Raw genomic sequence first — 18,496 nt, forward strand, 5'->3', positions numbered from 1 at the left:
ACCGGTGCTCGTGACGCGTGCCTTCGGCGCGCGCCCACGACCGGTGGTCGACATCTGGGAACGGAAAATCGGCTGTCGGGGAGGCAGTGGTGGGGTGGATGCGCGCGGGTGACTATGAAGTCGCCCTGGACGACGGCGGCAAGGTCGTCTGCCGCAACGGCAAGGGGCGGCTCCTGAAGTCGGTGCCGCCGAAGATCGCTGACGAGCAGGCCGTCATCGGGCTCCGGCAGCTCACCGAGTGGCTGGAGCGCCATGACCGCGACTGCCGGGAGCGCGCCGAGCGCTGGATGACCCGCTCCCTTCCCGTACCGGCCGCGGTGCTCGCCGAGGTCTGGCCCGACCCGGCCTGGCGAGCGGCGCTGAAGGACCTGGTCGTCACCGGCGACGACGGCGAGGTCGCCGGGTTCCTGCGCGACGCCGACCCCGAGCGCGGCATCGGCCTCGTCGACCTCGACGGGGACACCGTGCGCATCCGCCCGCGGCAGATCAGCATTCCGCACCCGGTCCTCCTCGACGACCTCGGCGAACTGCGCGAGTTCGCCGTCGAGTTGGGGGTCGACCAGGGCGTGCAGCAGCTGCTCCGCGAGATCTGGACACGCGGCGCCGACCGCGACCCGGCCGCGCAGGCCGTCGACGACTACGAGGGCGGCACCTTCAAGGAGCTCCGCTTCCTCGCCGGCCGCGCCACGTCCCTCGGCTACCGCGTGCGCGGCGGCCACGCCGTCCAGCCCGTGCTCGAGGCCGGGCGCACGGTGGAGGCTCGGGTCTGGATCGGCGACTACGAGGGCTACGCCGAGACCGAGACCGGGCCGCTCACCTGGACCACCGAGGCCGGACAGGCCATCGCCCTCGGTGAAGTCGGGCCGGTGGCCTGGTCGGAGGGCATGCGCATGGCCGCCGCCCTCTATGCGGGCCGCGAGCTCGAGGACGGGGAGCAGGCGGCGTGAGCACGGCGGTGAGCGGCGCGGGCGCGGGGCTGGGCGCGGCAGGCACGGCCGGCACAGCGGGTTCGGTGGGGTCCGTGGGTGCGGTGGGGTCGGCGAGGTCGGTGAGTTCGGTGGGCGAGGCGGCAGGGGAGCGGGGCGCGATGAGCACGGGTGACGGCACGGTGGACACGGGAGCGCTCCTGGAGGCGGGCGCCGTCCTGCTCCCGGGCGCACACCGCGGCGAGGACGCCGACGACCTGACGGCCCGCGCCTACACCCACCCCGTTCTTGAAGGGCGCACGGTCGTCCGCCTCGTGCCCGGCACGCTCGGCGACGCCGAGGACCTCGCCCTGGACTTCCTCGGGCTGCGGCGCGAGAGCGTCCGTGACGGGCTCGGCCAGGTACGCCGCGAAACCCTCGGCTTCCCCGCCTGGGCCCTGGTGAACGACCCGGACAACGGGCACCACGCCCTCGCCCTCGTCAAGGACGTCGAGCGCCTCGCTCGCATGGCCAAGACCCGCGCGGGCGCCGCCAAGGACGGGTTCGAGGAGCTCGGCGAGCGCCTCGGCCGCTCCGTCCCGCACTTCCTGCCCACGTACTACGAGGAGGCGGGCCGCGCCTTCCTCCGGCACGAGAACACCACCTACGGGGCCGCCCTCTTCGGGAAGGCACGCGAGGCCGAGCGCGTCCACAGCCTCGACGTGGACGAGCAGCGGCAGCGTGCGGTGTTCCTCGAATTCGCCTTCGCCGGGGCGCTCACCGTCAAGGCGCTCAAGGACCATGTACGGGACCTGACGCAGCGTCTGGCACCGCAGGCGGCCTGGGAGCAGTACCGCAGGCTCGTCGTCGAGCGGTGCGGCGCCGGGATGCCGCCGTACGCGGCCCTGCCGCAGGACGCCCGCAAGCTCATCAAGGCCGCGGGCCTCGACCGGGTCGAGGAGGAGTGCCGGCTGCTCGCCGACCTCCTGGCCTCCCCGGCGGTCGTACGCGCACCCGGCACGTTCTGGACGGCGTACCGGCCCACCCTCCTGGTCCTCGCGGCGCAGGAACCGGCCGTCCGTAAGCGGCTCCTGGAGATCATGCCCACGGGGTACGGACACGACAACGGCTCCGAGGGCGACTGGCTGGAGCTGCTCGCCGAGACCGGCGCCGAACAGCTCCTCACCGCCCCGGCCCCGGACCCGGCCGTCGACGCGGGGGACTGGCTGTCGCGCTGGTCCACCCACCTGAAGGGCGGCTGGCGCGGGGCGCGCCGCTCCCCGATGACGTACGAGCTGGTCGAGCGCATGGCGCCTCGTCTGCGCGCCGAGGGGCGCCTGGTCGACCTGTTCCGTGGGCGCGGCTGGCGCAGCTGGGCCGACCTGGACCTCATCGACGTGTGCCTCGCGTCGGGTGTAGCTGTGGCGGATCCCGGGCCCCGCACGGACGGCCACGGGATCGGCCTCGACGACTGGTTCGGCGGAGCCGACGCAGGCCGTCGCGACCTCGCCGCGGTGGCCGCGGACGCGCGGTTCAGGCCGCTGCTCAAGGAGGCGATCGGCGGCAACTCCCACCGCAGCGTGGGCGGTCGCAAGACCCTCGCTGTCGCCGAACACCCGGTGCTCCGCCCACTCCTGGCCGAGTGGCTCACCGAACAGGCCGAGGCGGTCACCGCGGCGGCGGGCCTGCCCGGCGCCCGCTCGGCGCTCCAGCACCTCAGGCGCTTCCGGTCGGTCGCGGCGGACGTCGCGCCCGACGCCGTCGCCCGCGTCCGCGCCCACGATCTCAGCGGCAACCTCGGCCGCACCCTGCGCGCGGGCATCGTCGACGAACTGGGCTGGCCCGCGCTCGAAGAGGCCATGAAACTGCTCGGGCCCGTACCCGAAGAGCGCCACGGCGACGGGCTCACTGTCCAGGAGGCCTGGCCCGCGCTGATCGTCGCCCACCGGGACAAGGCCGTTGTCGCGGGACCCGACGGCATCCTCCTCGAACACGACCTGCGGATCCCCGGCAAGCCCGACCACTGGCGGCAGCCCGCCTTCCGCTTTGTCGGCGGTGAACTGCTCGTCACCTGGTGGCACGAGGGCAAGCAGCGCGCGTACTGGTCCTCGCGCCCCGCCGACGTCTTCCACCTCGGCGGCGAGTCCGCCACCCAGTGGCGCGCACACGCCCTGGACGCCTCCCTGCCCCTGCCGGACGGCAGCCGCAGCACCGGCGCGCGCCCCCTGCACGCGGGCGACACCGCCCTGCCCAAGGAGCACCGGGTCAGCGGCGACGGCGTGAACCACTGGCGGCTGCGCACCACGAGCACGACCAGCACCTGGATCGAGTACGACCCCGCCACCGGCGCCACCGGCCGCGCCTCCCTGCCACCGCTCCTCGCGGGCGCCGTGCGCGACGAAGGCCGGCTGCGGCACGCCGACTGCCAGGTGCTGCCCCTCCAAGCGGGCCTGGAGAACAGCCCGCTGGGTACCGACGGCGCGGTCCTCGGCCGCTGGGTCCGCGGCGACGGCGCCCGGGACGGCGCGGAAGAGCGGCTGACGGCGGGCACGCCCGACGGCCGCGAGGTCGCGCTGCCCGCGCGCTTCACCGGCGGCAGCACCCCCGTGCCGCTCGGCGCGCTGCGTCTGCCCGGCGGAGCGGCGCCCGTACTCGCTCTCGACGGGAACCAGTTGGGCCTCTACGGGGACGGTGCCGGGCCTGCCGACGGATCCTTCGGCGACACCGTGATGTCCCGGGCGGGCGGGCAGTACGCGGCCGGCACGTCGCTGGTCCCGCCGGCATCGTTCTGGCACGCCATGCGGGCCCGCGACGAGGACGGTTCCAAGGCACTGCGCGCGTTCGCGGACGAGCAGGCCGCCGCACTGGCGGACGACGCGGCGGCCGCGCTGGCGCGGCACCGGAGGAAGACCACGGGCGAAGCCAGGACCGCCCTCACGGACGAGCAGAAGAAGGCCGCGTCCGACCAGTTCGACCGCGACCTGCTCGCCGCGACCGAGCGCGCCCTGCCCGCGATCGGGCACCCGTCGCTGCACACGGGCGTCGGCGTCATCACGCTCGCCATGGTCCAACTCCGCGAATCCGTGGCCGAGTTCACCGATCCCCAGACGGTGGCCGCACGGCCCGTCGCGGCGCGCAGGCAGGAGATGTTCCACGACTTCTCGCCCAGCGACGGCGACGACCGGACCCTGCTGAGCGCGATCCGCGGCGTCCTCGGCCACACCGTCTTCGGCTACTGGAGCGCCGACACCTGGAGCACACTGCGCCAGATCAAGTCCGTCGGCCATGTCATCGCGGGCAAGGCCGCCGAAGGCACCCCGCTGCCCAGCGGACACGACCTCGCGACGCTCACCGGCGGCTGGACCACCGACGAACTCACCATCCCGAGCTGCACGTCAACCTGGCTGCGCGTCCTGCAGCACCTGCCCGCACTGGCGTACCGCGCGACCGTCCCCGGCCTGGACGAAACCGACAGGTCCGCGCTCCTGCACATCCTGGACGCCGTCGCCGAAGGCGCCCTCACGGACCCGGACCGTCAACTGCGCAGCGTCGAACTCAGCGAGAAGGGCGCCTACCGGCCGCGGCCCGGCCAGGTCCTCCGCCTGGGCGACCGCACCGTCGCGATCCTCGCGGCGGCCCGCAGGCGCGGCCACGACGACGGGGTGGACTGGCTGGCCCTGGACCACGACCCGTCGGGCGAGTTCGGGCCCGTGGCCCACTTCACGACCCGTGAGGCACAGCGGATCCCCGGCACACTCACCGGCGACCGGATCGCGTCTCTCGCCGCCCTCGTACGCGAGCGCGGCGCCACGCCCTGGCACGCGGAGAACGCGACCGCACTGGCGGCGGCGCCCGGCTGCGGCCCCGTCCAGGCGGAGCTTCTCCTCGCCGGTCGACCCTCCGGCGTCCTGGCCGACGACGTCGGAACCGCCGAGTGCCAGGCCCGCTCCGGGCTCACCCGCACGCAGGTGGAGGCGGGCCACGACCGCCTGTCCGCGCTCACGTGGCAGGGCCGTGTCGATGTCGTCGCCGCGCTGCTCCCCGAGACCGCCGCCGACCTCTGGGAGACCGGGCCGGCCGTCGAGGCCGCCCGGGAGGTATGGACGAAGCGGTTCGGCGCCCTCGTACGCCTCCCCGAGGACGTGGAGATCTCGCTGAACGGGGTCTCCACCATCGGCAACGCCGAGGCCGTACTCAACCCCAGGCGCACCCCGTGGCTCAGCCGCACCACGGTCCAACGACTCGACGCGGACGGCCGGTTGACGGGCGATGACGCCGCGGCGTTGCCGCACCCCCGGGACCTGGTGCCCGCCGTGTCGGCGCTCGGCGCGCTCGCGTACGGCCTCCCGTACGGGCATCCGCTGCGCGCCGCCCTGCCCGCCGCACTCGACGCCCTGCGCACCCGGCTCGCCGACCCGGAGCTGCTGCTCCAGCTCGGCCTCGACTGGACCGAGAAGGGCGACGCCACCGCACCCGAACTGCGCAAGGCGCACGGCCTGCCCGAGACGGGCGGCGCAGGAGAGGACGGACTGACGCGCGTGGGCGAGGCGTTCGTGGTCCACCCCTGGCACCAGCAGGAGGCCGTCCTCCTGCGCCCGGCCGCCCTCACCGGCCCCGACGACCCGGCGCTCGGCCTGATCGAAGGCCTGACCGGATATCGCGCGGACGCCCCGCTGCGGGCGATCAGGGCGGTATTGGGGGAGGGGCTGCGCCGCGCGGTGTCGGCGGGCGTGCCGGGTGTGGACGGGCAGGGCGCAGGTGGGCCGGAGGCAGGACTCGAGGGCTACGCGCAGGACCCCACGCGCAGTGTCCCCGGCCTGGTCACCGAGGTCGCCGAAGCGCACGGCATCGGCGAGGACGCCGCCGCCCTCTACCTGCAACTGCTCGCCCTGCCCGACCCGACCGACCGCAACAGCACGCGCTGGACCGGCTGGAAGCCAGCCCGTATGAAGCGGGCCCGCGCCGAACTCGCCGCGACCGCACTGGTGGTGGAGGCGAAGCGCGCCCGCGCGGGCCGCGGCCTGTTCCTGCCCGGCGCCTGGCTGGCACTCAAGGCGCCCGCACTGCCTGTCGAGTCCTGGAAGCGGGCCCTGTACTACATCCCGGGCACCACGGCGACGGTCCCGCTGCTCCCTGTCCCGGAACTGTTCACCCGCGCGTGGGAACGGGTGCGCGCCGGCGACGTCCCTGCCTTCGAAGAACTCACGACCCGAGCGACCCGGAAGGGGCGGCGCCGATGACGACCGGGGCCCGCCGAGCCACCTCGGCCATGCGCGGCCTGCCCCGTCGGGTCGCGCAACGGCCCATGACGACCAGGGCCCGAGTCACCCCGACGGCGCCTGACATGCGCCGTCGGGTCGCGCAGCCGTCGATGACCACCACCGAATCGGTCCCGGCCGCGCCGAGTGCGGGGTGCCGGGGCACGTGGCTGCGGGAGTGCCGCCCGATGACCGCTTTCACTACGACCGACACCGTCCCGGCCGCGCAGTGCGGGACCAGGCAGCTGCGGGAGCGTCGGCGATGACGGCTACGCGCGAATCCGTTCCGGCCGCGCCGAGTGCGGGGTGCCGGGGCACGTGGCTGCGGGAGTGCCGCCCGATGACCGCTTTCACTACGACCGACACCGTCCCGGCCGCGCAGTGCCGGACCACGCAGCCGCGGGAGCGTCGCCGATGAGTACCACGACCGACACTGTTCAGGGCACGACGCCTGCCGCGCCGCGGCAGATCGTGCCGCCTGAGGAGTTGTACTCCGACGAGCTCGCGTTCCTCGCCGCGTACGACACCGGGCCGCGTCCGCCCGGCTGGCGGCTCACCCCGCGCGCCGTCGTCACCTTCGTGATGGGCTCCGGCGAACCGCTGCGCCTGCCCGAGGGTGCCGACGCCGGCGAGGGCGTGCCGCGCCGCCTCGCCGTCCGGCGGAAGTTCGTCGGCGAGCGCGCCCTCGTGGAGCGCTGCGTCGTCACGCTCGCCGGCGAGCGCGGACTGCTCCTGGTCGGGGAGCCGGGAACCGCCAAGTCAATGCTGTCCGAACTGCTGGCCGCCGCCGTCAGCGGCACCAGCGCGCTCACCGTCCAGGGCACCGCGGGCACCACCGAGGACCAGCTCAAGTACGGCTGGAACTACGCCCTGCTGCTCGCCCAGGGCCCGAGTCCCAAGGCACTCGTCCCCTCACCCGTCCTCGCCGCCATGACCCAGGGCGCCGTCGCACGCGTGGAGGAGGTCACCCGTTGCCTCCCGGAGGTGCAGGACGCCCTGATCTCCCTCCTCTCCGAACGGCGCATCGCCGTCCCGGAGCTGGCCGGGACGGACGCTGCCCAGGCCCACGCGGCCCCCGGGTTCAACGTCATCGCCACCGCCAACCTCCGCGACAAGGGCGTCTCCGAGATGTCCGCCGCGCTCAAGCGCCGCTTCAACTTCGAGACGGTCGGCCCCATCGGCGACTTCGACGCCGAACTCGACCTCGTGCGCCGCCAGTCGAAGGCCGCCGTCGAGCGGGCGGGCGCCGCGTACCAGCTCGACGACATGGTCCTCGACGTCCTGGTCACCGCGTTCCGCGAGCTGCGCTCGGGCCGTTCGGCCGAGGGCTGGGAGGTGGAGCGGCCGTCCACCGTGATGAGCACGGCCGAGGCCGTCTCCGTCGCCACGGCGCTCGGCGTCGCCGCCGCCTACTTCCCCGGCGACCGAGACGCCCTCGCGCTCCTGCCGGGCCACCTCACCGGTGTGGTCCGCAAGGACGCCCCGGCGGACGCGGCGCGGCTGCTCGGTTATTGGGACGGCGCGGTGCGGCGCCGGGCCGAGGAGGGTTCCGCGACCTGGCGCACCCTGTGGGACCTGCGCTCCGTCCTGGAGGGCTGACCCGTCATGACCACCGACGCGGGCGTGGCCGTCGACGCGCTCACCGATCCCGACGGGCCCTACCTCATCGGCGTACGCCACCACGCGCCGTCGCTGGCCGCCGTCGTCCCCCGGCTCCTCGGCGAGGCGGCCCCGGACGTCCTGCTGGTCGAACTTCCGGCCGAGACGCAGGAGTTGCTGCCGTGGCTGGCGCACGAGGAGACGGTGGCGCCGGTCGCGCTCGCGGCGGTGCTGGACGGGGAGGGGGAGTCGGGGCCGGCGTTCTACCCGTTCGCGGACTTCTCACCGGAGCTCGCGGCGCTGCGCTGGGCCGCACGGAGCGGCGTCCCGGTGGTCGCCTGCGATCTGCCGCTCGCGGAACGGGCTTGGAGGGAGCCACAAGTGCGCCGCCCCGCCGAACACGCCGAACACCCCCACCGCCCGGGTGGTGGAGGCAGGCCGCGGCTGGACGACGCCGTACGTGGACGGCTGACCGGCCGCGACGGCGACGACCTCTGGGACCGTCTCGTGGAGGCCCCCGCCCCGGGTGCCACCCCGCAAGCCCTGCGCCGCGCAGCGCTCCTCACCGGCTGGGCCCTGCGCCGCGACGCGCAGGACGGCCCGGGAGTCGACCTCCTCGACCTCACCCGGGAACGGTGGATGCGGGCGCGCCTACGTGAGGCGGCGAGCGGCGGACGCAGGGTGGCCGCGGTGATCGGGGCGTTCCACGCGCCCGCGCTGAGCGCGGGGGCGCTGCGGGACGAGGCGGCGGGGGAGCCGGTCGCGGGGCCGTCGGCGGGGCTGCTCGGTGGGCCGGTTGCGGGGCCGTCGGTCGGGACGCCCGCCGAGTCGCCGGAGGCCGGGCCCGGTGCCGAACCGCCGGCAGCCGCCGGGCCGTCGGCCGGGTCGCAGGCCCGGGGGCCCGCCGCGCCGCGCACGGAACCCCCGGCGGGGGAGGCATCGCCGCCGGCGCCCACCCGCGCCGTCTCCCTCATCCCGTACACGTACGCGCTGTTGGACGCCCGTTCCGGATATCCGGCCGGGATCCGTGACCCCGAGTGGCAGCACCAGGTCCTGGAGTCGGCGGGCGACCCGGCCGCGGTCGGCGAGACGGCCCTGCGCTGTGCCGTCCGCGTCACCGGTGAACTGCGCGCCGAGGGCCACCCGTCGGGACCGGCGGACGCCCGCGAGATCCGCCGCGTCGCGGGCGACCTCGCAAGCTTGCGCGGGCTGCCCGCGCCGGGCCGGAGCGAGTTCGTCGAGGCCGTGCAGACCGTGCTGGCGCAGGGCGAGCCGCTGGGCCGCGGGCGCGCGGTCGCCCGCGCGCTGGAGCGGGTCCTCGTCGGCGAGCGCACGGGCCGCGCCGCTCCCGGCGCACCGCGCGGCGGACTCGCACCCGCCGTCGAGACGGAGCTGGCGTCGCTGGGACTGCCGGGCCCCGCAAGTGGTGGGCGGGAGAAGGAGCTTCGGCTCGACCCCCTGCGTTCCGACCTGGACCGCAAACGTGAGGTGCTGCTGCGCCGCCTCGCGCTGTGCGGCATCCCGTACGCGCAGGAGACATCCGTCGGCGGGGCGGGCGGGGCCGACGCGCTCACCACACGCTGGACCGTGCGCTGGACACCCGCCACCGCGGCGGTCCTCACGACAGCGACCACTCGGGGTGTCACGCCGGCGCAGGTGGCGGAGGGCGTGCTTCGCGCGCGCGTCCGGGCCGCCCACGCGGAGGGCGGCCCGACCGCGGCGCAGGCGCTGGCCGTGCTCGGTGAGGCGGCCGAGTGCGCGCTGCCGGCGCTCGCGGCCGAGGCCCTGGCAGAGGTCGCGACCGTGCTCCCCGCGATCGGCACGCTCCCGGAACTCCTGACGGGCCTCGCCCTCACGGACCGCCTCAGCGCGGGCCACATCGCGGGTCTGGCCACGACGATTCCCGCAACTGACTCTGCCGCGAACCCCGCCCCCTCCTCCCTCTGGCACCACGCGCCGGCCGACTGCGCCGACCTCCTGACCGTCGCCGCCGTCCGCAGTCTCGATGGGCTTACCGGCTCCGAGGACCCGGAAGACGCCCGTGCCCTGGTCGAACTCGCGCGGCGCGCCGACGTGTTCGGCGGGATGCGGCTCGCCGACTCGCTGGCGCGGCTGGCCGACGGCGGGACGCCGCTCATGCGCGGCGCCGCAGCCGCGGTACGGGTTCTGCTCGGGCACACCCCGGCCACCGCCCTCGGCGTGCGCGCGGCGTCCTGGGTCGACACGGCCGGCGGCCCCGGCACGCGCGCGGAGCTCACCGCCCGGCTGACCGGCCTGCTCACCGCCGCGGGCTCCCTCCTCGAAACGGCTCCCGAGGCGCTCGCCCCGCTGCTCGACCGCGTCGGCGAACTGCCCGACACCCCCTTCCTCGAACGGCTCCCAGCTTTGCGCGGCGGCTTCGACACGCTCAGCCCGGCCGCCCGCGACCGGCTGCTCACCGTCATCGAGGAACGCATCGACGGCACCCTCGACGCCGACCTTCCCCCGGACACGGACGCGCGGACGCTGGCCGCGTGGACGACGGCGGACCTCGCCGCCCGCGAGGCGCTGGCCGCGCTCGACCTCCTGCCCCCGACGCCGGACACACTCCTGCCCGCGACGCCGGACACCTCCGACCGGCCTCACGCCGCGTCCCCGTCCGCTGCCACCAACGCCCCCGTCCCCGTTCCCGCCCCCGTCTCCCCACCCGGCGCCCCCCGCATCGCCCCCGCCGAACGCTGGCGCCTCGTGCTCGGGCGGCGAGGGGATCAACTTCCGCAGGGCATCGCCCCGTTGGCGACCGCCCTGGACGAGCTGTACGGGAGGGGCCGTGGCGAAGGCGCGCGCGGCGATCTGCCGGGCGGCGCAGGCGGGCGTGGCGGGCGAGAGGCTCCGTACCCCGGCGTACGCGAATGGGCCGAGGAACTCACGGCGCTCTTCGGACCCGGCATCCGCGAGGAGGTCCTCGCCGCCGCGGCCACCCGAGGCCGTACGGACGTCGTGTCCGCGCTCGACCCCGAAGCCGTACGCCCTTCCGTGGAGCTGCTTCGCACCGTGCTCCAGCACGCGGGCGGGCTGCCCGAGGCCAAGCTCGCCGCCCTGCGCCCCCTCGTACGGCGCCTCGTCGACGAGCTCACCCGCGCCCTCGCCACGCGCATGCGGCCCGCGCTCACCGGCGCGGCGACCGCCCGCCCCACCCGGCGCCCAGGCGGCAGGCTCGACCTCGCCCGCACCCTGCGCGCCAACCTCGCCACGGCCCGGCGCACCGACGACGGACGCATCCACGTCATCCCGGAGCGCCCCGTGTTCCACGGCAGAGCCCAGCGCTCGGCGGACTGGCGGCTGGTCATCCTCACGGACGTGTCCGGCTCGATGGAGGCGTCCACCATCTGGTCGGCGCTCACGGCGTCGGTCCTGGCCGGCGTGCCCGCGTTGTCCACGCACTTCCTGGCGTTCTCGACGACGGTCCTCGACCTGACCGAACACGTCCACGACCCGCTGGCCCTCCTCCTGGAGGCCCGTGTCGGCGGCGGCACCCACATCGCCGCCGGGCTGCGCCACGCCCGCACGCTCGTCACCGCGCCCTCGCGCACCCTCGTCGTCGTGGTCAGCGACTTCGAGGAGGGCTACCCCGTCGGCGGAATGCTCGCCGAGGTGCGCGAACTCGTCGGCGCGGGCTGCCATGTACTGGGCTGCGCGAGCCTCGACGACGCCGGGCGCCCCCGCTACTCCACCGGCATCGCGGGACAGCTGGTCGCCGCCGGTATGCCGGTCGCCGCACTCAGCCCGCTCGAACTCGCCCGCTGGGTAGGGGAGAAGATCCGTTGACGTCGACGCACTCTCAGCCGCAGTCTCACCCGACGCCGCAGCTTCCTCCGGTACCGCCCGAGGTCACCGCCGCCGTCGTGGCCGCGCTCTCGCCACGCCTGCGCAAGCGCCTGGACGCCGCCGTGGAGAAGCTCGCCGCGCGACCGATGACGTCCGACGACGGCATCTGCCGTATCGCGGTCGACGACGAGACGTTCGTGGAACTGCATGCTCCCGGCGGCACGGTCGCGGCTGAGGACGCGATCCGCTGCGGCTGCCTGCTCGCTCCGGCCTGCGTCCACCGGGCCGCTGCGGCGACCCTCGCGCCGATCGCGGACGACGCACCCACGCAGGCCCCCGCCGACACGCCCGACCAGCCATCTCCGCCCGCCCCGGACGAGGCGGACGCGACCGCACCTACCACCGAGCCGACCGAAGCCCCCACGTCCACGCCCACCACCCCGACCCAAGCAGCCGCCGCGGAAGCCCTGTGGCAGTCAGCCGCTCTCGTCCTGGACGCCGGGGTCGACGGCGCCGGTGCCGTGCTTCAGGCCGGTCTGCTCAGGGCCGCCCACTCGGCCCGCCTCGCGGCGCTGCCCCGCCCCGCGGCCGCCGCGATCCGCACGGTGAACGGCCTGCGCGCGGCCCGCGCCGCCGAGCCCGACCACCGCACCTCCGAACTGGCCGACGCCCTCGAGGAGTTGCTCGCCACCGCGTTCGGGCTGCGCCGCCCCGGCACCCCGGACGCGCACGCCGCACTCCGGGGAACGGCGCGCCGCGCCTACGCTCCGGGCGGTTCGCTCAGGCTCTACGGACTGTTCACCGAGCCCGTCCTCACCGCGACCGGCCACGCGGGCGTGGTCACCTGGACCGCCGACGCCGTCGGCCGCCTCCACACCGTCCCCGACATGGCCCCCGGAGGACCGGGCAGGGCCAGAACCGCGGGTGACCGAGCCGTCAGAATGGGCGACACCGCACTCACGCACCGCGACCTGGCCTGCGCCGGGCTCGTGGTCTCCGGCGCGACCGTCTCCGCCGACGGGCGGCTCGGCGCGGGCCGGGGCGTCCGGGCCGCGGCCGCCGCGGGAGCCGACTGGGCCGAGGAGCCGCTCGCGGCCCTGTGGTCCGTCCCCGTGGCGGAACAGGCGGCGCGGGCCCTCGCCACCGGCCAGGACCTGCTGTTCCTCGACGCCACGCTGACCGGCGTGGCCCGAGAGGCCGGCGGCGACTGCCTCCTGGCCGAGTGCGACGGGCTCACCGTGCGGCTGACCTCCGCCGACGACCACCCCGAACTGGCCCACCGCGAGAACCTCGCCCTCCTCGCCACGGCCCCCGGGACCAGGGTCCGCGCCATCGCGCGCCTCGTCCCCGCCGGGCACCCCCGGGCCGCTCTCCTCGCCGTCCGTCTCCCCACGGGCCGGTACGACCTCGGCCTGGACCGCCTCCAACGCCAGGACGTGACCCCGACAACGCCCCCCGGATCACCCCGGTCGGCACCCGCACCCACCCCCTCCGCCCCCCTCCACATCCTGCGCCGCCGCACGGAACAGATAGTCATCGCGGGCCGCCGCGCCCTGACGCACTCAGCACCCACCGCAAGACCGCACACCACCGCACCCGACACCACGCTCCTGCGTCGCGCGGGCCTGTCCACCGCCGCCGAGCTGCTCGACGCGCTGCGCAGATCCGCGGCCGAGCGGGGCCGCGACGGATTCGGCCGCCTGGGTTCGGCGGACACCGACGCGTTCGCCCGCGCCTGGCTCGCCACGGCCCGCTACCTCGACGAGGCGTCCGCAGCCCTGTGCCGCGGCGCCTGGCAGACCTGACCCGCACTACACGCGCGCACCCCCGTCGCCGAGCGGTTCCCTCTCTATCCCTATATATCCACCCACACACGAGACGTCCATGCCCCTGATGAGACAAGGGTGTCTCACATGGACTACCCTCGTCTCATGTCAGTCGACCGAGAACAGGTGCTGCGCACCGCCGCCGCCCTGCTCACCCGCAAGGCCACGGCCACGATGGACGAGGTGGCCAGGGCGGCCGGTCTCAGCCGCGCCACGCTGCACCGGCACTTCGCGGGCCGGGACGCACTCGTCAGGGCCCTGGAGGAACTGGGGATCCAGGAGTGCGAGGCCGCCCTCGACGCGGCCCGGCTCGACGAGGGCGGCGCCGACGACGCCGTACGCCGCCTGGTGACGGAGGTCCAGCCGTGCGCCGGACTCCTCGCCTTCCTCGTCACGGAGAACCAGCTCTTCGAGGGCGAATCGCAGAACGAGGGCTGGGCCCGGCTCGACGCCCGCATCGCCGCGCTGTTCACGCGCGGCCAGGAGCGCGGCGAGTTCCGGATCGACCTGACACCCGCGTGGCTCACGGAGGCGCTCTACAGCCTGATCGGCGGGGGCGCATGGGCCGTACAGGACGGCCGGGTGGCCGCCAAGGACTTCCAACACATGATCGTCGAGCTTCTGCTCGGCGGCGCCAGACGGAGAGTGGAACCATGACCAGCACACACCAGCGCACATCCGCGGCGGAGGTGGAGCCGAGGCCCGGGCGAGGACGATGGCTCGCGCTCTCCGTCCTCGTGCTCGCGGTGCTCCTGGTCGCGGTCGACGCGACGGTGCTCGGTCTCGCGACGCCGTACATCAGCGAGGACCTGGAACCGACCGGCACGCAGCTCCTGTGGATCGGCGACGTCTACTCGTTCGTGATCGCGGGACTCCTGGTCTCCATGGGCAGCCTCGGCGACCGCATCGGCCGCAAGAAGCTGCTGCTCACGGGCGCGGTCGCGTTCGGTGCCGTCTCGGTGCTCAACGCGTACGCGACGACCCCCGAAATGATGATCCTGGCCCGGGCCCTGCTCGGCGTCGCGGGCGCCACCCTGATGCCCTCGACCCTCGCCCTGATCCGCAACATCTTCACCGACCCGCGCGAGCGTTCCCTCGCCGTCGGCATCTGGGGCGCGGCGGCCTCGGCGGGCGCGGCCGTGGGCCCCGTCGTCGGCGGATTCCTGCTCGAACACTTCTGGTGGGGCTCGGTCTTCCTGATCAACCTGCCCGTCATGGCGGTCCTCGTCGTCGTCGGCATCAAGCTGCTGCCCGAGTCGAAGAACCCGGCCGGCGGGCCGTGGGACCTGGTCAGCGTCGTCCTGTCCCTCGTCGGCATGATCGGTGTCGTCTACGCGATCAAGCAGGCCGCGTCGCACGGCCTCGGCTGGGAGGTGCCGGCGTCCGGCGTGCTCGGACTGGCCGCTCTGACCTGGTTCGTCCGCCGCCAGCTCACGCTGCCCGCACCGCTCCTCGACATGCGACTGTTCCGCCACCGCGGATTCTCGGCCGCTGTCCTCGCCGACCTGCTCACCATCCTCGGCCTTTCGGGCCTGGTGTTCTTCCTCTCCCAGTTCCTGCAACTGGTCCAGGGGCGCGGCCCGTTCGAGGCCGGTCTCGCCGAACTGCCCGCCGCCATCGGCGCGGTGGCGGCCGGACTGGTCGCGGGTACGGTCGCGCGCCGGTTCTCCGTGCGCTCCGTCGTCGCGGGCGGACTCGCCGCCGTGGGCCTCGCCCTGGCCGGGTTGACCGGACTCAGCCAGTCGACCGGCTATCCGCTGCTCGGGGCTGTGCTCCTGATCGTGGGGGTCGGCGCAGGGTTCTCGTTCACCGTCACGGCCGACGTGATCCTGTCCAGCGTGCCGAAGGAGCAGGCGGGCTCGGCGTCCGCGGTCTCCGAGACGGCGTACGAACTGGGCGCGGCTCTCGGCATCGCCCTGCTCGGCTCCATCGTCACGGGCGTCTACCGGGACTTCACGGCCCCGGCCGGCACCCCGCCCGAGGTGGCGTCGGCCGCCCACGAATCCCTGGGCGGAGCGGTCGAGTCCGTCTCGGCACTGCCCGCGCACACCGCGAGCGAACTGCTCACGGCCGCACAGGGCGCCTTCGTCGACGGGCTGCGGGCCGCCGCGGGCGTCGGCGCGGCGGTGCTCCTCGCGACGGCGGTGGCGGCGTGGTTCCTGCTGCGCGGCCAGAAGCTGGAGGACGGCGTCGAACACCCGTGACGGACGCGTCCGCACGGATGACGACGGGGCCGTACGGATGACGCACTTTCAGTAGGCGTCCAGACGGCCATACGCATGACGAAGGGCCGCACCCACCGGGTGCGGCCCTTCGTGACGCTCAAGTGTTACCGGCTCAGGCGGCCTTCGCCTTGGTCGCGTACATGTCCACGTACTCCTGGCCGGACAGGCGCATGACCTCCGCCATCACCGAGTCCGTCACGGCGCGCAGCACGTAGCGGTCGCGGCCCATGCCGTCGTAGCGGGAGAACTCCATCGGCTCGCCGAAGCGGACCGTGACGCGGCCGGGCCGCGGGAGGCCGCTGCCGCCCGGCTGGAGCTTGTCCGTGCCGATCATCGCGAACGGGACCACGGGCGCGCCCGTCATCAGGGTCAGCCGGGCGATGCCGGTGCGGCCGCGGTAGAGCCGGCCGTCGGGGGAGCGGGTGCCTTCGGGGTAGATGCCGAAGACCTGGCCCTCCTCCAGGATGCGGCGGCCCGTCATGAGCGCCGCGACACCGCCGTTCGCGCCGTCCCGGTCGACCGGGATCATGCCGACGCCGGTGAAGAACCACGCCATGGCGCGGCCCTTGAGGCCCTTGCCGGTGACGTACTCGTCCTTGCCGATGAACAGGACCTGACGGTCACACACGATCGGCAGCACGATCGAGTCGATGAAGGTCAGGTGGTTGCCCGCGAGAATGACAGGACCGGTGCCCGGGATGTTCTCGGCGCCCTCCACCCGGGGGCGGAACATCAGGCGCATGATCGGTGAGAGCACTGCCTTGATGAACGCGAAACGGGACAACGGGCCCTCCGGTGTCAAGGGGTGGCGGCCTAAGCCGTGGCTGGATGAGCTGAAGTCTGTGCAGGTGAGGACGATACTCGCGGCCCCCGGCCCGTTGCACATCGGGTTCACACGCTCGATACGCAGTGTTGACCCTTATTTACGCTCCGTTGGCCGTCACGCGGCGCGCAGGAGTCACCTCGCATCACCTTTCCGTTCGGCCCAAGGTCTCCCACCGGACACTCCCGCACACCTACGATCGGTGCGCTTTGACAGGTGCAAGGCAGCGATGTGGGAGGAGTGCTCAATGGGGATGCGGAAGTCACAGGAGTCCCGGGGGTCGCAGCTCGGCCGCCGTTCGGTACTCGGTGCGGCGGTGCTCGGCGCGGGCGGAGCCGTCCTGGGCGCGCCCGGCGTGGCGAGCGCCGACGAGCGCGGCAGTGGCGGACATCACGGCGGTGGTGGCTACAAGAGCCTGCCTGTGCCCACCGTCATCGCCCACCGCGGTACGAGCGGCTACCGCCCGGAGCACACCTTCGGCTCGTACCAGCTGGCCCTGGACATGGGCGCGCACGTCATCGAGGCGGGCGACCTCGTGCCCACCAAGGACGGTCATCTCGTATGCCGTCACGAGCCGGAAATCGGCGGGACGACCGACGTCTCCGCGCACCCCGAGTTCGCCGGCCGCAAGACCACCAAGAGCCTCGACGGGGTCGCCACCACCGGCTGGTTCACCGAGGACTTCACGCTCGCCGAGCTGAAGACCCTGCGCGCCAAGGAGCGCATCCCGGCCAACCGCCAGCGCAACACCCTCTACGACGGCCGCTGGGAGATCCCCACCTTCGAAGAGGTCCTCAAGTGGCGGGAGCGGCAGAGCCGCGAGCGCGGCAAGGAGGTGTGGATCCACGTCGAGACCAAGCACCCCACCTACTTCCGCAAGCTCGGCCTCGGCCTTGAGGAGCGCGTCGCCACGCTCCTGCGCAAGTACGGCGTGAACAGGAAGAACTCGCCCGTCTTCCTCCAGTCCTTCGAGCCGACCAGCATCCAGCGCCTGAACAAGCTGGTCGACAACCCGCTCGTCGTGCTCCTGTCGACCGCGAACTCCCGCCCCTGGGACTTCGTCGACGCCGGTGACCCGCGCACCGTCGCCGACCTCATCACCCCCAAGGGCCTCGACGAGATCGCCTCGTACGCCCAGGGCATCGGCCCCACGCTCGACCTCGTCATCCCCAAGGACAAGGACGGCAAGCTCCTCGCGCCCACCACGCTCGTCAAGGACGCGCACGCCGCGGGCCTGATCCTGCACCCGTACACGATGCGCAACGAGAACACCTTCCTGCCGGCCGACTTCAAGAAGGGCACCGACCCGAACGCCTACGGCGACGCGTTCGGCGCCTTCAAGGCCTATCTGGCCACCGGCATCGACGGCATCTTCTCGGACAACTGCGACACGGCGCTCCTCGCCCGCGAGGACTTCCTGAAGGCCTGACCTCCCTCAGTTCGCGTCAACACCGCGCACCCCGGCCCCGGTTGGGGTGACGCGCGGCCGCCCCGGCAACCGCCCGCCCGGGCGGCCGCGTCCCGCCCGGCATGACGTACGACCTGGTCATCGACGCCCTGCGCCCGCTCATCTCCGCCGAGGTCTCGGCGGAGACCACTGACGGCGCGGGCGAACCCGGCGACCTCGAACAGGCCGTCTGGCTTCGCCTGCTGGAGCGCATCGACACCGACGGCCCGCCCGCCGACCCCGCAGCCTGGCTCACCGCCGCCGTCAGATCCGAGGCGCGCCGCACCCGCCACGCCGCGCTGCGCGAGATCCCGTACGTCACGGAGCCCGCCGAGGACTTCGAACACGGCCCGGAACAGCGGGCGCTGGTCGGCGACCGCCACCGCGCGCTGCATGCCGCCGTGCGCAGACTCCCCGGGCGCTGCCCCCGCGTCGTGGCCGCTTTCCTGTCACCACAGGACCTCACCTACCGCGAGATCGCAGGGGAGTTGGGTATCTCACAGGGCAGCCTCGGTCCGGAACGTTCCAGATGTCTGGGATGCCTGCGCAGAATGCTGGCAGCAGAGGTTGCGGCTCCTGAACCCTGGGGAAAGGAGCGATAGACAA

The 18,496-nt window shown here is 74.2% G+C and carries 10 protein-coding genes; 9 read left to right on the top strand and 1 reads right to left on the bottom strand.

The genetic code is table 11. The annotated features are described in order from the left end of the window. The first annotated feature begins 89 nt into the window (after nucleotides 1–89). The 7 genes from OG698_RS36305 to OG698_RS36335 all read left to right on the top strand — a co-directional run bounded on the left by OG698_RS36305 (nucleotide 90) and on the right by OG698_RS36335 (nucleotide 15,599). Entirely contained in the window at nucleotides 90–947 is an 858-nt protein-coding gene (locus OG698_RS36305) for a DUF4132 domain-containing protein (RefSeq protein WP_406108103.1), read from the top strand. Then, the gene (locus tag OG698_RS36310) at nucleotides 944–6,145 is read left to right on the top strand and encodes a hypothetical protein (RefSeq protein ID WP_406108105.1); all 5,202 of its coding nucleotides are present in this window, start codon (nucleotides 944–946) and stop codon (nucleotides 6,143–6,145) included. The genes OG698_RS36305 and OG698_RS36310 overlap by 4 nt, the downstream gene beginning before the upstream one ends. A 432-nt stretch (nucleotides 6,146–6,577) precedes the next feature. After that, on the top strand, nucleotides 6,578–7,762 hold the full coding sequence (locus OG698_RS36315) for an AAA family ATPase (protein WP_406108107.1): 1,185 nt from the start codon (nucleotides 6,578–6,580) through the stop codon (nucleotides 7,760–7,762). Nucleotides 7,763–7,768: 6 nt separating this feature from the next. After that, nucleotides 7,769–11,569 carry a DUF5682 family protein gene (locus tag OG698_RS36320; RefSeq protein WP_406108109.1) on the top strand — a complete coding sequence of 1,267 codons (3,801 nt, stop codon included), beginning with the start codon at nucleotides 7,769–7,771 and terminating at the stop codon, nucleotides 11,567–11,569. Beyond that, nucleotides 11,566–13,374, top strand: a complete 1,809-nt coding sequence (locus OG698_RS36325; RefSeq protein WP_406108110.1) for a hypothetical protein — start codon at nucleotides 11,566–11,568, stop codon at nucleotides 13,372–13,374. The genes OG698_RS36320 and OG698_RS36325 overlap by 4 nt, the downstream gene beginning before the upstream one ends. Nucleotides 13,375–13,500: 126 nt before the next feature. Next, on the top strand, nucleotides 13,501–14,052 hold the full coding sequence (locus tag OG698_RS36330; RefSeq protein ID WP_406108112.1) for a TetR/AcrR family transcriptional regulator: 552 nt from the start codon (nucleotides 13,501–13,503) through the stop codon (nucleotides 14,050–14,052). After that, on the top strand, nucleotides 14,049–15,599 hold the full coding sequence (locus OG698_RS36335; RefSeq protein WP_406108114.1) for an MFS transporter: 1,551 nt from the start codon (nucleotides 14,049–14,051) through the stop codon (nucleotides 15,597–15,599). The genes OG698_RS36330 and OG698_RS36335 overlap by 4 nt, the downstream gene beginning before the upstream one ends. 133 nt (nucleotides 15,600–15,732) lie before the next feature. Here OG698_RS36335 and OG698_RS36340 read toward each other — a convergent pair whose 3' ends face one another. Continuing rightward, nucleotides 15,733–16,506, bottom strand: a complete 774-nt coding sequence (locus OG698_RS36340; RefSeq protein WP_399970958.1) for a lysophospholipid acyltransferase family protein — start codon at nucleotides 16,504–16,506, stop codon at nucleotides 15,733–15,735. 184 nt (nucleotides 16,507–16,690) lie between these two features. Between OG698_RS36340 and OG698_RS36345 the strand changes: the two genes are divergently transcribed. Further along, the gene (locus tag OG698_RS36345; RefSeq protein ID WP_326776667.1) at nucleotides 16,691–17,872 is read left to right on the top strand and encodes a glycerophosphodiester phosphodiesterase; all 1,182 of its coding nucleotides are present in this window, start codon (nucleotides 16,691–16,693) and stop codon (nucleotides 17,870–17,872) included. 101 nt (nucleotides 17,873–17,973) lie between these two features. Further along, complete coding sequence (locus OG698_RS36350) at nucleotides 17,974–18,492, top strand: RNA polymerase sigma factor (protein ID WP_406108115.1); 519 nt, start codon at nucleotides 17,974–17,976, stop codon at nucleotides 18,490–18,492. Nucleotides 18,493–18,496 lie beyond the last annotated feature (4 nt).

This window comes from Streptomyces sp. NBC_01003 (genome assembly GCF_045162695.1).
GTDB lineage: Bacteria > Actinomycetota > Actinomycetes > Streptomycetales > Streptomycetaceae > Streptomyces.